At 56.6% G+C, this 13,266-nt stretch carries 14 protein-coding genes; 8 read left to right on the plus strand and 6 right to left on the minus strand.

Annotated features, from left to right (window positions below; translation table 11 throughout):
- Positions 1-60 precede the first annotated feature (60 nt).
- The gene (gene orn / locus AC2AXP_RS19885) at positions 61-606 is read right to left on the minus strand and encodes an oligoribonuclease (RefSeq protein ID WP_004956002.1); all 546 of its coding nucleotides are present in this window, start codon (positions 604-606) and stop codon (positions 61-63) included.
- A 243-nt stretch (positions 607-849) separates the two neighbouring features.
- Between orn and rsgA the strand changes: the two genes are divergently transcribed.
- The 3 genes from rsgA to mscM all read left to right on the plus strand — a co-directional run bounded on the left by rsgA (position 850) and on the right by mscM (position 6,246).
- Entirely contained in the window at positions 850-1,899 is a 1,050-nt protein-coding gene (rsgA, locus tag AC2AXP_RS19890; protein WP_039991290.1) for a small ribosomal subunit biogenesis GTPase RsgA, read from the plus strand.
- Positions 1,900-1,973: 74 nt separating this feature from the next.
- The gene (gene asd / locus AC2AXP_RS19895) at positions 1,974-2,870 is read left to right on the plus strand and encodes an archaetidylserine decarboxylase (protein ID WP_004956008.1); all 897 of its coding nucleotides are present in this window, start codon (positions 1,974-1,976) and stop codon (positions 2,868-2,870) included.
- A gap of 13 nt (positions 2,871-2,883) precedes the next feature.
- Entirely contained in the window at positions 2,884-6,246 is a 3,363-nt protein-coding gene (gene mscM / locus AC2AXP_RS19900; RefSeq protein WP_004956010.1) for a miniconductance mechanosensitive channel MscM, read from the plus strand.
- A 66-nt stretch (positions 6,247-6,312) separates the two neighbouring features.
- Here the strand turns inward: mscM and epmA are convergent, their stop codons facing one another.
- Complete coding sequence (epmA, locus tag AC2AXP_RS19905; RefSeq protein WP_039991292.1) at positions 6,313-7,290, minus strand: elongation factor P--(R)-beta-lysine ligase; 978 nt, start codon at positions 7,288-7,290, stop codon at positions 6,313-6,315.
- Between the two features lie 489 nt (positions 7,291-7,779).
- On the opposite strand from epmA, the gene frdA reads away from it, so the two are divergent.
- From frdA to blc, 5 genes are all read left to right on the plus strand, one after another.
- Positions 7,780-9,576: a fumarate reductase (quinol) flavoprotein subunit gene (gene frdA, locus AC2AXP_RS19910; RefSeq protein ID WP_004956017.1), complete on the plus strand. Its 1,797-nt coding sequence runs from the start codon at positions 7,780-7,782 to the stop codon at positions 9,574-9,576.
- Positions 9,569-10,303, plus strand: a complete 735-nt coding sequence (locus AC2AXP_RS19915) for a succinate dehydrogenase/fumarate reductase iron-sulfur subunit (RefSeq protein ID WP_004956020.1) — start codon at positions 9,569-9,571, stop codon at positions 10,301-10,303. The genes frdA and AC2AXP_RS19915 overlap by 8 nt, the downstream gene beginning before the upstream one ends.
- Before the next feature lie 16 nt (positions 10,304-10,319).
- Entirely contained in the window at positions 10,320-10,712 is a 393-nt protein-coding gene (gene frdC, locus AC2AXP_RS19920) for a fumarate reductase subunit FrdC (protein WP_039991293.1), read from the plus strand.
- A 12-nt stretch (positions 10,713-10,724) separates the two neighbouring features.
- Positions 10,725-11,084, plus strand: coding sequence for a fumarate reductase subunit FrdD (frdD, locus tag AC2AXP_RS19925; protein WP_004956026.1), 360 nt, complete (start codon positions 10,725-10,727; stop codon positions 11,082-11,084).
- An 83-nt stretch (positions 11,085-11,167) separates the two neighbouring features.
- The gene (gene blc / locus AC2AXP_RS19930) at positions 11,168-11,698 is read left to right on the plus strand and encodes an outer membrane lipoprotein Blc (protein ID WP_039991294.1); all 531 of its coding nucleotides are present in this window, start codon (positions 11,168-11,170) and stop codon (positions 11,696-11,698) included.
- Here the strand turns inward: blc and sugE are convergent.
- The 4 genes from sugE to efp form a co-directional block, all read right to left on the minus strand.
- Complete coding sequence (gene sugE / locus AC2AXP_RS19935; RefSeq protein ID WP_198773936.1) at positions 11,695-12,012, minus strand: quaternary ammonium compound efflux SMR transporter SugE; 318 nt, start codon at positions 12,010-12,012, stop codon at positions 11,695-11,697. The two genes, blc and sugE, sit on opposite strands and share 4 nt — an antisense overlap.
- 219 nt (positions 12,013-12,231) lie before the next feature.
- The gene (locus AC2AXP_RS19940) at positions 12,232-12,363 is read right to left on the minus strand and encodes an entericidin A/B family lipoprotein (RefSeq protein WP_004956032.1); all 132 of its coding nucleotides are present in this window, start codon (positions 12,361-12,363) and stop codon (positions 12,232-12,234) included.
- 120 nt (positions 12,364-12,483) lie between these two features.
- On the minus strand, positions 12,484-12,615 hold the full coding sequence (locus AC2AXP_RS19945; protein WP_004956035.1) for an entericidin A/B family lipoprotein: 132 nt from the start codon (positions 12,613-12,615) through the stop codon (positions 12,484-12,486).
- A gap of 70 nt (positions 12,616-12,685) precedes the next feature.
- Positions 12,686-13,252: an elongation factor P gene (gene efp, locus AC2AXP_RS19950; protein ID WP_004956037.1), complete on the minus strand. Its 567-nt coding sequence runs from the start codon at positions 13,250-13,252 to the stop codon at positions 12,686-12,688.
- Positions 13,253-13,266: the final 14 nt, after the last annotated feature.

Raw genomic sequence — 13,266 nt, forward strand, 5'->3', positions numbered from 1 at the left:
CCTGCGCATTTAACATTCAGTCATAACGAAAACGGCCGGTTATCGGCCGCGATCCACCGACTAGAGCTGAATAAAATGTTCACGATAGTAGGCCAGTTCGGCGACCGATTCGCGAATGTCATCCAGCGCCTGATGCGTACCCTGCTTTTTAAAACCGACCAGTATTTCCGGTTTCCAGCGACGCGCCAGCTCCTTGAGGGTACTGACATCCAGATAGCGATAATGGAAGTAGGCTTCCAACTGCGGCATATAACGGAACAGGAAACGGCGATCCTGTCCGACGCTGTTGCCGCAGATCGGTGATTTACCGGCCGGCACCCATTGCTGCAGGAAGGTAATGGTAGCCAGTTCGGCGGCTTGGGCATCGTACGGACTGTCTTTAACCCGCTGCACCAGCCCGCTGCCGGTATGGGTGCGCACGTTCCAGTCATCCATCAGCGCCAACTGCTCATCCGGCTGATGTACCGCGATCACCGGCCCCTCCGCCAGGATGTTCAGGTTGGCGTCGGTCACCAGCGTGGCGATTTCGATAATGCGATCGCGTTCAGGATCCAGACCGGTCATTTCCAGATCGATCCAAATCAGATTGTTTTCGTTTCCTGTCATGTGATGTCCTGCTTATCAGTCCTGGCGGCGACCACCGTCGCCCACCGATTGCCGTAGTACGGTCAACAACGGTTATTTAATATAAAATAGCGTGTATCATAGTCTTTTTGGTCGTAACGAGCGATATACTCGTGGTATCTATTCCCCGCAGCGGCGTTGGCTTGGCCCGTTTGCCCTGGCGCCACGGGTTTGTTGCCTTGTCGCCGCATGAATGATGCCGAGTATCCCGCCGAGAGAGGTGCAGTGAGCAAGAACAAACTGTCGAAAGGTCAGCAACGCCGCGTGCAGGCGAACCATCAGCGTCGCCTGAAGCGCACTGATAACAAACCGGAACTGGACGATTCCCAACTGGGCGAGCCGCAAGACGGGATCGTAATCAGCCGCTTTGGCATGCACGCCGATGTTGAAGCGGCAGATGGTAGTCAGCATCGCTGCAACATCCGCCGCACGCTGCGTTCGCTGGTCACCGGCGATCGCGTGGTGTGGCGTCCGGGACTGGGCAGCCATGAAGGGGTAAAAGGCATCGTCGAGGCGGTTCACGAACGAACCTCGGTGCTCACCCGCCCGGATCTTTACGACGGCGTTAAGCCGATCGCGGCCAACATCGATCAGATCGTCATCGTTTCGGCGATCTTGCCTGAACTGTCGCTGAACATCATCGATCGCTATCTGGTGGCCTGCGAAACGCTGGAGGTTGAACCGCTGATCGTACTGAACAAGATCGATCTGCTGGATGCCGAAGCCCGCAAGCTGGTCGATGGCATGATGAACATCTATCGCAACATCGGTTATGGCGTGCTGGAAGTCTCCAGCCGAACCCGTGAGGGGATGGACGCGTTTGAAAAAGCCCTTGCCGGGCGCATCAGCATCTTTGCCGGCCAGTCCGGCGTCGGCAAGTCCAGCCTGTTGAATGCCCTGCTGCCGCCGTCCAAACAGCAAATTCTGGTAAATGAGGTTTCCGATGTCTCCGGCCTCGGGCAACATACCACCACCGCGGCGCGTCTGTATCACTTTCAGCATGGCGGTGATGTGATTGATTCGCCGGGGGTGCGTGAATTTGGCCTGTGGCATTTGGAGCCGGAACAAATCACCCGCGGTTTTGTCGAATTCCGTGACTATCTGGGCAGTTGCAAGTTCCGTGATTGCACCCATGACAACGATCCCGGCTGTGCCATTCGCGCGGCGGTCGAGCGTGGCGATATCGCGGAAGAACGTTTCGACAACTACCACCGCATCCTGGAAAGCATGGCGCAGGTCAAGGTTCGCAAGAACTTCCCCGACGCCAACGGCTAAGTCTATCGGGCGAGCGTTGACAGCGGCCAAACCACCGCTACAATGCGCGCCCTTTACCCTTTCAAGAGGTTAACGTGCTGGATAGCATTAAAATTACATTGCAGTACTGGCTGCCAAAGCTGGCGCTGACGCGTCTTGCCGGCTGGGGCGCCGATAAAAAGGCCGGTTGGCTGACTCAACTGGTGGTAAAGGCATTTGCCCGCTTTTACCGCGTCGACATGCAGGAAGCACAAAACCCGGATCTGGCTTCCTACCCGACGTTCAACGACTTCTTTGTGCGCCCGCTGCGCGACGGCGCGCGCCCGATCGTCGACGATGCCAACGTATTGGCGCTGCCTGCCGATGGCGCAATCAGCCAGCTCGGCCCAATCCGCGACGATCAGATTTTCCAGGCCAAGGGCCACAACTACAGCCTGGAAGCGCTGCTGGCCGGTAATTATCTGCTGGCGGAGCCGTTCCGCAACGGGCTGTTTGCCACCATTTATCTGGCGCCGCGCGACTATCACCGCGTCCATATGCCGTGTGACGGCGTGCTGCGTGAAATGATCTACGTGCCGGGCGATCTGTTCTCGGTCAATCCGCTGACCGCCGCCAACGTGCCAAACCTGTTTGCCCGTAACGAACGCGTCATCTGCGTATTTGATACTGCCTTTGGGCCGATGGTGCAGATTCTGGTCGGCGCGACCATCGTCGGCAGCATTGAAACCGTCTGGGCCGGCACCGTCACGCCGCCACGCGAAGGCATCATCAAACGCTGGACCTATCCGGCAGAAGGCATGGAAGGAGCCATTCAACTGCTCAAAGGTGAAGAGATGGGTCGCTTCAAGCTCGGCTCGACGGTGATCAACCTGTTTACGCCAGGCAGCGTGCACTTCGAACCGCGCCTGAACAACGGCACCGTCACCCGTATGGGCGAAGCGTTTGCCGAAGCGTCTGCGGCAGCTGCAACCGCAGAATCCCCACAGACCTAAAGGAACTGCTGCTGTGCGCCTGATTATTACCACCTTGTTGCTCGGTTGTTTGTTGACTCAATCGGCGCTGGCTGCGCCGCTGCCGGATGAGTCACAGCTCCAACAGGAGCTGAAGCAGGCCGAAAGCAATAAAAACGCGCCTAATCAGGCGGAAACGGTGGAGGCGCTGCAAAGCGCCATTAACCGACTGGCCGAACGCAAGGAATCCATCACGCGTTCGGAGCAGTACCAGAAGGTGATCGACGAATTTCCCCGGATGACGCAGGAGTTGCGTCGTCAACTGACGATTGAAGACGCCAAAATCCTGCCCAATGGCGACAATCTGCCCGCCAGCGATCTGGAACAGCAAATCCTGCAAACCAGCAGCCAATTGCTGGAACAGGCGCGTTTACTGCAACAGGAACAGGATCGCACGCGAGAAATCAGCGATTCCCTTGGCCAACTGCCACAGCAGCAAGCCGAGGCCCGTCGTGCGTTAACCGAAACGCAACGACGTCTGCAAGCTCAGCCGGCCAATCCGACTACGCCAAACGCGCTGGCACAGCTGTCGCTGCTGCAGGCCGAGGCCGCAGCGCGTAAAGCCAAGGTTGACGAGCTGGAACTGGCGCAGCTTTCCGCCAACAACCGCCAGGAGCTGGCGCGAATGCGCGCCGAGGTGCATAAAAAACGCCACGAAAAGCTTGATGTTCAGCTTCAGGCGCTGCGCAATAATCTCAATAGCCAGCGTCAGCGCGAGGCCGAGCTGGCGCTCGAAAAAACCGAACTGTTGGCCGAACAGAGCGGCGAACTGCCTAAAAGCATTAGTCAGCAGTTGCAAATCAACCGAGAGCTGTCCACCGCGCTGAACAATCAGGCTCAGCGTATGGATTTGATTTCATCGCAACAACGCCAGGCCGCCTCACAGACCTTACAGGTGCGTCAGGCGCTCAGTACCATCATCGAACAGGCTCAATGGCTGGGGTCGTCGTCGGTACTGGGTGAAACCCTGCGTGCTCAGGTTGCCACGTTGCCGGAAATGCCGAAGCCGCAACAGTTGGACAGTGACATGGCGCAGCTGCGCGTACAGCGACTGCAGTTCGAAAGCCAGTTGGAAAAACTGCCGCAACGGGCGCAGAGCATCAAACAGGACGACGGCTCCGATCTGACGCCGGCGCAGCAACGCATTATCGACGCGCAGATCCGCACCCAGCGTGAGCTGCTCAACTCGCTGCTGTCCGGCTGCGATACGCAAATTCTTGAACTGACCAAACTGAAGGTCGCCAACACTCAACTGGTGGATGCGCTAAATGAAATCAAGGACGCCACCCACCGCTATCTGTTCTGGGTGCCGGACGTCAGCCCGATCAACCTGTCCTACCCGATCAACGTCGCACATGACCTGACCAGACTGCTGTCGCTCGATACCCTGGCTCAGTTGAGCGGCGCGTTCATGATGATGGTGACCAGCCGCAGCACGCTGATCCCGATTTTCGGTGCCCTGCTGCTGGTAATTTTCAGTATCAGTTCACGCAAGCATTACCACGCCTTCCTGGCCCGCTCAAGCAGTAAGGTCGGCAAGGTAACCCAGGATCAGTTCTATCTGACGCTGCGCACCGTCTTCTGGTCGATTCTGGTGGCACTGCCGCTGCCGGTACTGTGGGCTGCGCTGGGATACGGTCTGCAAAATGCCTGGCCATATCCGGTCGCGGTGGCGATCGGTGACGGCGTTACCGCCACGCTGCCGATCCTGTGGGTGTGTATGATCAGCGCCGCCTTCGCCCATCCGCAGGGGCTGTTTATCGTCCACTTCCGCTGGCCGGTGCAACAGGTTTCACGCGCCATGCGTTACTACAAAATGTCGATCTGGCTGATTGTACCGCTGATCATGGCGCTGATTACCTTCGATAACCTGAACGACCGCGAGTTTTCCAATACGCTGGGGCGTCTGTGCTTCATTTTACTGTGTGTAGCGCTCAGCCTGGTGACCAACAGCCTGAAGCGCGCCGGCATCCCGCTGTATCTGGATAAGAAAGGTTCCGGCGAGAATATGCTTAACACCGCGCTGTGGGGGCTGCTGCTGTCGGCACCGCTGCTGGCAGCTCTGGCGTCGGCCATCGGCTATCTGACCACCGCGCAGGCGCTGTTGGCACGCCTGGAAACCTCGGTCGCCATCTGGTTCTTCCTGCTGGTGGTATATCACATCATTCGCCGCTGGATGCTGATCCAACGCCGTCGAATTGCCTTCGATCGCGCCAAACAACGGCGCGCCGACATCCTGGCCCAGCGCGCACGCGGCGAAGAGGAGACACCGAATACCCCGGTCGTCAGCAGTAACGAAGGATCGATGGACGTCGATGAGTCCGAAATCGATCTGGACGCGATCAGCGCCCAGTCGCTGCGGCTGGTTCGGTCGATCCTGACGATGATCGCGCTGGTGTCGGTGATCTTCCTGTGGTCGGAGATCCATTCCGCCTTCGCCTTCCTGGAAAACATCACCCTGTGGGATGTGACGTCCAAGGTGAACGGCGTCGACACCGTACAGCCGATCACCCTCGGTGCGGTACTGATCGCCATTCTGGTGTTGATCGTCACCATGCAACTGGTGCGTAACCTACCGGCACTGCTGGAGTTGGCAGTATTGCAGCACCTGGATCTGACCCCCGGCACCGGCTATGCCATTACCACCATCACCAAGTACCTGTTACTGCTGTTTGGCGCGATCCTCAGCTTTGCCTGGATCGGCATCGAATGGTCGAAACTGCAATGGGTCGTCACCGCGCTCAGCGTCGGTTTGGGCTTCGGCATGCAGGAGATCTTTTCCAACTTTATCTCCGGCCTGATCATTCTGTTTGAAAAACCGATCCGCATCGGCGATACCGTGACGATCCGCAACCTGACCGGCAGCATCACTAAGATCAATACGCGCGCTACCACCATTTCGGACTGGGACCGCAAAGAGATCATCGTGCCGAACAAGGCGTTCATCACCGAACAGTTCATTAACTGGTCGCTGTCCGATTCGGTAACCCGCGTGGTACTGACCGTGCCTGCGCCAGCGGAAGCCAACAGCGAAGAAGTCACCAAGATCCTCACCGATGCTTCCGAACGCTGCTCGCTGGTACTGGATAACCCGCCACCAGAGGTGTATCTGGTCGATCTGCAGCAAGGTATCCAGATTTTCGAGCTGCGTATCTATGCCGCAGAAATGGGTCATCGCATGCCGCTGCGCCACGAGATCCACCAGCTGATTCTGGCCGGCTATCGCGAACACGGCATTACCCTGCCGTACCCGCCGTTCCAGGTACGCACCGAAACGCTGTCGCGCATCAACAACAATGGCCGGGCGGTATCATCTACCCCGGCACCAAACACCAAACGCGAGTCGGGCGGTTTGTAGATCGCAGACAAAAAAAGGGCCGGCAGAGATGCTGCCGGCCCTTTTTTACGCCCAACCGATAGCGGGTTATGCCCGAGTCACCGGGAAGGCAATAACCTCACTCAGGCTTTCGGCCCCCAGCGCCAGCATCACCAGGCGATCCACGCCCAGCGCCACCCCGGCGCAGTCCGGCATGCCATGGCGCAGTGCATCCAGCAAGTTGTGGTCAATCGGCTGCTCTGGCAAACCGCGAGCGGCACGTTTCCGATTATCCTGCTCAAAACGCTGGCGTTGTTCGTTACCGTCGGTTAGCTCACGGAACCCGTTCGCCAGCTCCAACCCCTTGAAGTACACCTCGAAGCGCTCCGCTACCCGATGATCTTCGGTACTGATTTCCGCCAATGCCGCTTGCGAGGCCGGGAAATGATAGACAAACGCCGGCTTTTCGCGGCCAATATGCGGCTCGACGCCGACGGTGAACAGCAATTGCAACAGCGTGTCACGGTCTTCTTCCGTGTCGGCAATATTGCCGAGATCCAACTTGGTCGCCGCTTCACGCAGTTGGGCTTTTTCCGCCGACAGTGGATCGATATCCAGATGGCGCAAAAACGCCTGTTGGTACGACAGGGTTTCCGCGCTGTCGCAATCCAGCACCTGTTGCAGCAGATCGTCCACTTCATTCATCAGCCGGTACATGTCGTAATGCGGGCGATACCATTCCAACATGGTGAATTCAGGGTTGTGGTGGCGCCCCGCCTCTTCATTGCGGAACGCACGTCCCATCTGATAGATCGGGCCACTGCCGGCCGCCAGCAGGCGCTTCATGTGATATTCCGGGCTGGTCATCATGTACAGCGTCATCCCTTCAGCCGCTCCCGGGCCAACAAAGCGCGTTTCGAACGGGAACAGGTGAACGTCGGTCACCGTCGCCTGGCTCATCGCCGGCGTTTCAACCTCCAATACGCCGCGATCGGCAAAAAAACGCCGGATCTCAGCCAGGATCGCTGCGCGCTTCAACAAATTGGCGATGGGTGCACTAGGCTGCCAGCTTGCCGTTTCGCTCATGGTAATTACTCCGAAATCAAACAGGGGATGCAGTCTACTCGTATCCTGCCCGGCAAACAAATTCTCGGCTGAAAACCGCACCGCCTGCGGACAAATCCCTTGGTTTCCTGTGGCCAAATCTCTCTTCTGTCCTACGCTTGACCATTGACTTGCCGCGCCGCGCTCATCGCGCCGTCGATGCTTGCGGCAACGCAAGTGGCAAACACCGATACCACCATGATTAAGACGGTTAAAAAGCGCGAAATGGAAGACAACCGCTTCTTTTACAGGACAGCCTCTCGCCAAATGAATAAAAGACAAAACAATCGATCATATCAAATTTCTACTACTTAACTTTAGGTATAGTGAAAACCCTATAGTTGGTAAGCGTTATTTATCCTTAGTATTTATTGCCAACGGCAGATTTTAGTTAGCACCCGAATTATTTACCTGAATTTTAAGTATAGATAATCAATCAGCTATTTTTGACAAGTTTACTGGAGGAATGCAGTGCAAACCTTTAATGCCGATCTCGCCATCATTGGCGCTGGAGGAGCCGGTCTACGCGCAGCAATCGCCGCCGCGGAGGCCAACCCTCAATTAAAAATCGCGCTGATCTCGAAGGTCTATCCGATGCGCAGCCACACGGTTGCCGCAGAAGGCGGATCTGCCGCCGTCACACAGGATCATGATGCCTTTGATTACCATTTCAATGACACCGTCGCCGGCGGCGACTGGCTGTGCGAGCAGGACGTGGTCGATCACTTCGTTCACAGCTGCCCGCGTGAAATGGCTCAATTGGAGCAATGGGGCTGCCCGTGGAGCCGCAAGCCGGACGGCTCGGTTAACGTGCGTCGTTTCGGCGGCATGAAGATCGAACGCACCTGGTTTGCCGCTGACAAAACCGGCTTCCACATGCTGCATACCCTGTTCCAGACCTCGCTGAAATACCCGCAAATCCAGCGTTTTGACGAACACTTCGTGCTCGATATCATGGTGGACGACGGTCAGGCACGCGGCCTGATCGCCATCAACATGATGGAAGGCACCCGAGTGCAGATCCGTGCCAATGCGGTGGTGATGGCCACCGGCGGCGCCGGGCGCGTTTACCGCTATAACACCAACGGCGGCATCGTCACCGGTGACGGCATGGGCATGGCGTTCCGTCATGGCGTGCCGCTGCGCGATATGGAATTTGTCCAGTATCACCCTACCGGCCTGCCGGGTTCCGGTATCCTGATGACCGAAGGCTGCCGCGGCGAAGGCGGCATTCTGGTCAACAAGGACGGCTACCGCTATTTACAAGATTACGGCATGGGCCCGGAAACGCCGCTCGGCGAGCCGAAGAACAAATACATGGAACTCGGTCCGCGTGACAAGGTGTCACAGGCGTTCTGGCACGAATGGCGTGCCGGCCGCACCGTGGCGACGCCTCGCGGCGACGTGGTATACCTGGATCTGCGTCATCTGGGCGAAAAGAAACTGCTGGAACGCCTGCCGTTCATTTGTGAACTGGCCAAAGCCTACGTGGGCGTCGATCCGGTCAAGGAGCCGATCCCGGTGCGCCCTACTGCGCATTACACCATGGGCGGTATTGAAACCGATCAACACTGTGAAACCCGCATCAAGGGGCTGTTTGCCGTCGGCGAATGTTCTTCGGTCGGCCTGCACGGTGCCAACCGCCTCGGTTCCAACTCGCTGGCAGAGCTGGTGGTCTTTGGCCGCGTCGCCGGTGAGCATGCCGCGCGCCGCGCGCTGGAAAGCGGCCCGGCTAACGGCAGCGCGCTGGACGCACAGGGTCGCGATGTGGAAACCGCACTGAGCAACCTGATGAAACAGGAAGGCAGCGAAAACTGGTCGAAGATCCGCGATGAAATGGGGCTGTCAATGGAAGAAGGCTGTGGCATCTACCGCACGCCGGAGCTGATGCAGAAAACCATCGACAAGCTGGCTGAGCTCAAGGAGCGTTTCAAACGCGTCAAGATCACCGACACCTCCAGCGTGTTCAATACCGATTTGCTTTACACCATTGAACTCGGCCATGGTCTGGACGTCGCCGAATGCATGGCGCATTCCGCCTTCAACCGCAAAGAATCACGCGGCGCGCACCAGCGTCTGGATCCAGGCTGTACCGAGCGTGACGACGTCAACTTCCTGAAGCATACGCTGGCGTTCCATAACCCGCATGGCGTACCGCGCCTGGAGTACAGCGACGTGAAAATCACCAAACTGCCACCGGCCAAACGTGTCTACGGCGCTGAAGCCGATGCACAGGAGAAAAAGGATAAGGAGCAGGCGAATGGCTGAGATGAAAACCCTGAAAATCGAGGTCATGCGTTATAACCCGGAAAGCGATGCGCAACCGCATTTCGAAACCTATAACGTACCTTACGATGAGCAAACCTCGCTGCTTGATGCATTGGGTTATATCAAGGACAACCTGGCGCCGGATCTATCCTACCGCTGGTCATGCCGTATGGCGATTTGCGGTTCCTGCGGCATGATGGTCAACCGTGTGCCGAAGCTGGCATGCAAGACTTTCCTGCGCGAATACACCGGCGGCATGAAGGTCGAGGCGTTGGGCAACTTCCCGATCGAGCGCGATTTAGTGGTCGACATGACCCACTTTATCGAAAGTCTGGAAGCGATCAAACCGTACATCATCGGCAACGATCGCAAACCGGAAGACGGCCCGAACCTGCAAACGCCGGCGCAAATGGCCAAATATCACCAGTTCTCCGGCTGTATCAACTGTGGGTTGTGCTATGCCGCCTGCCCGCAGTTCGGCCTGAATCCGGAGTTTATCGGTCCGGCGGCGATCACTCTGGCGCATCGCTACAATCTGGATAACCGCGACCATGGCAAGAAACAGCGCATGCCGCAGCTTAACGGCCAGAACGGCGTCTGGAGCTGTACGTTTGTTGGCTATTGTTCTGAAGTCTGTCCAAAACACGTCGATCCGGCCGCTGCCATCCAGCAGGGCAAGGTAGAGAGTGCCAAAGACTTCATGATCGCAATGCTGAAACCGCAATAAGGGAGAGGAGACGGCAATGACAACACAACGTAAGCCGTATGTGCGTACCATGACGCCAACCTGGTGGCAAAAACTGGGATTCTATCGCTTCTATATGCTGCGAGAAGGCACCTCGGTACCGGCGGTATGGTTCAGCATCGTGCTGATCTACGGCGTATTTGCGCTAAAAGGCGGTCCGGATAGCTGGGTTGGATTTATCGGCTTTCTGCAAAACCCGCTGGTGCTGCTGATTAACATCGTCGCGCTGCTGGCGGCGCTGCTGCACACCAAAACCTGGTTCGATCTGGCGCCGAAAGCCGCCAATATCGTGGTCAGCGGTGAAAAAATGGGCCCTGGCCCGATAGTCAAGGCCCTGTGGGCAGTGACTATCGTGGTGAGCGTGATCATACTCGCCGTCGCGCTACTGTAATCCGGAGGAAACATGATAAATCTTGCACCTAAACGTTCCGACGAGCCGGTATTCTGGGGATTGTTCGGCGCCGGCGGCATGTGGGGAGCCATCGTTGCACCGGCGATAGTATTATTGATGGGTATTTTGCTGCCACTCGGCCTGTACCCTGGGGATGCGCTGAGCTATGAGCGCGTACTGGCCTTCAGCCAAAGCCTGATCGGCCGGTTGTTCCTGCTGCTGATGATCATCCTGCCGCTGTGGTGTGGCCTGCACCGTATTCACCACGCCATGCACGATCTGAAAATCCACGTGCCGGCCGGAAAATGGGTGTTTTACGGCCTGGCGGCGATCCTGAGCGTGGTCACGCTGATTGGCGTCGTCACGCTGTAATCCCCTCGGCGGCCAGCACTGGTTGGCCGCCAACCCCACATTTCCGCTACACTGTTTATCTCACCGGTAAACAGGAGTTACCTATGCGTTTATGGTCAAAACTGTGCATGATGCTTCCCGCGCTGCTTTCTGTCGCCTGCAGCGTGTCCCCGCCAAAGGACGTCAAGGTAGTGGATAACTTCGACGCTAAACGCTATCTCGGCACCTGGTACGAAATCGCCCGGCTCGATCACCGCTTCGAACGCGGCCTGGAACAGGTTACCGCGCAATACAGCCCGCGTGAAGACGGCGGCCTGAAGGTGATCAATAAAGGGTTTAATCGACAAAAACTGCAGTGGCAGCAAAGCGAAGGTAAAGCCTACTTTATCGGATCGCCACAGCAGGCGTCGCTAAAAGTGTCGTTCTTCGGGCCGTTTTACGGCGGTTATAACGTCATTGAACTGGATGCTGACTATCGCTATGCGCTGGTCTGCGGGCCAAACCGCGACTATCTGTGGATCCTGTCACGCACGCCGACGCTGGATGCCAACGTACGCGACAAACTGCTGCAAACCGCACGAGGCTACGGTTTCGAGGTCGACAAACTGATCTGGGTGAAACAGCAAGACAATTAATGGCTGCTGAATTTCAACCCGAGAATACCGACAATAATCAGGCACAGGCTTAAAACGCGCATGATATTGGTCGACTCGCCGAGCAGCACCATGCCCATAATCGCCGCCCCGACGGCGCCAATGCCGGTCCACACCGCATAGGCGGTGCCAGCGGGCAGCGTTTTCATTGCATTTGCCAATAGCACCATACTGACGACCATTGCCACAATGGTAATGATGCTGGGCGTTAAACGGGTAAATCCGTGGGTATATTTCAGGCCGATGGCCCAGACAACTTCCAGTAAACCGGCAATAACAAGAATGATCCACGCCATGGAACAGGCTCCAGGATATATGGGGTCGTCCCCTGATCAACGACGCGCAGGAAGGTCGTCCAACCTGGCTTAATGAACGGTAAAATTATAACGCACAGTCGGCGACAAAGTCGCGCCAAAGAATCACGCCAGACACGGTCAAGCAGGGTATTCCACGACGGCAAAACTGATTAACACCGATTATCGCACGTGGAATACCACAAACAACATCAGTGAGCGTTATTGTGCGCTGCGTTGGATCGCCTCGCCACCGGCTTGAACGTCCTTGCCGACGCCTTCGGTGGTATTGCACGCAGTCAGTGAAGACAGAACCAGCACAGAGAAAATCGCAATAATACTTTTCTTCAACATAAGAAAATCCTTATTTGTAAGTGACGAAAAGATACAGCTCTCTAAGCGTAGTCAAAATTGGTAGGCGTTGCCGTTATAAACAGACTTTTCTCTCTCCATCCATTAATAACGCTTAACGTTTTAGTCTGCACCGCGAGAAATAGCGCCGCCAAGATGCTGCACGTCTTCGCCAAAACCACGGAAGGTATTACAGCCGCTAAGGGACAGCAATAATGCGAGAGAAATAATGGCTAACAGCGTTTTTTTCATCATGCCAATTCTGCCAAGGTTCTAAAAAGGACGCTAAAACGCGGGAGCCGCGCTGGCTCCCCCGCATAAATACTTATTTAACGCGTGATACGTATTCGCCAGAGCGGGTGTCAACTTTGATCACTTCGCCGATCTGCACGAACAATGGCACCTTAACCACTGCGCCAGTGGACAGTGTCGCTGGCTTGCCGCCGGTACCGGCAGTATCGCCTTTCAGGCCTGGATCGGTATCGGTGATTTCCGCTTCGATAAAGTTCGGCGGCTGCACGGCGATAGGACGACCGTCCCACAGCGTAACGATACACTCCGCATTATCCTGCAGCCATTTGGCCACGTCGGAAACGGTTTTTTCTTCAACCTGGTGCTGCTCAAAGGTCTCTGGGTGCATGAAGTGGTAGAACTCACCGTCGTTGTACAGGTAGTTCATGTTGGTATCAACCACGTCAGCGCCTTCGCAGGAGTCGGTAGATTTGAAGGTTTTCTCAACGCGGCTGCCGGTCAGCAGACGACGCATTTTAACACGAGCAAAAGCCTGGCCTTTACCTGGCTTGACGAACTCGCTGGATTCAACGGCGTAAGGCTCGCCCTCGAACATGATTTTAAGACCCGGACGGAAATCGTTGCTAGAATAAGTCGCCATGATGGCCCTCTGAA

The sequence above is a fragment of the Serratia sp. Sp408 genome (assembly GCF_057180665.1).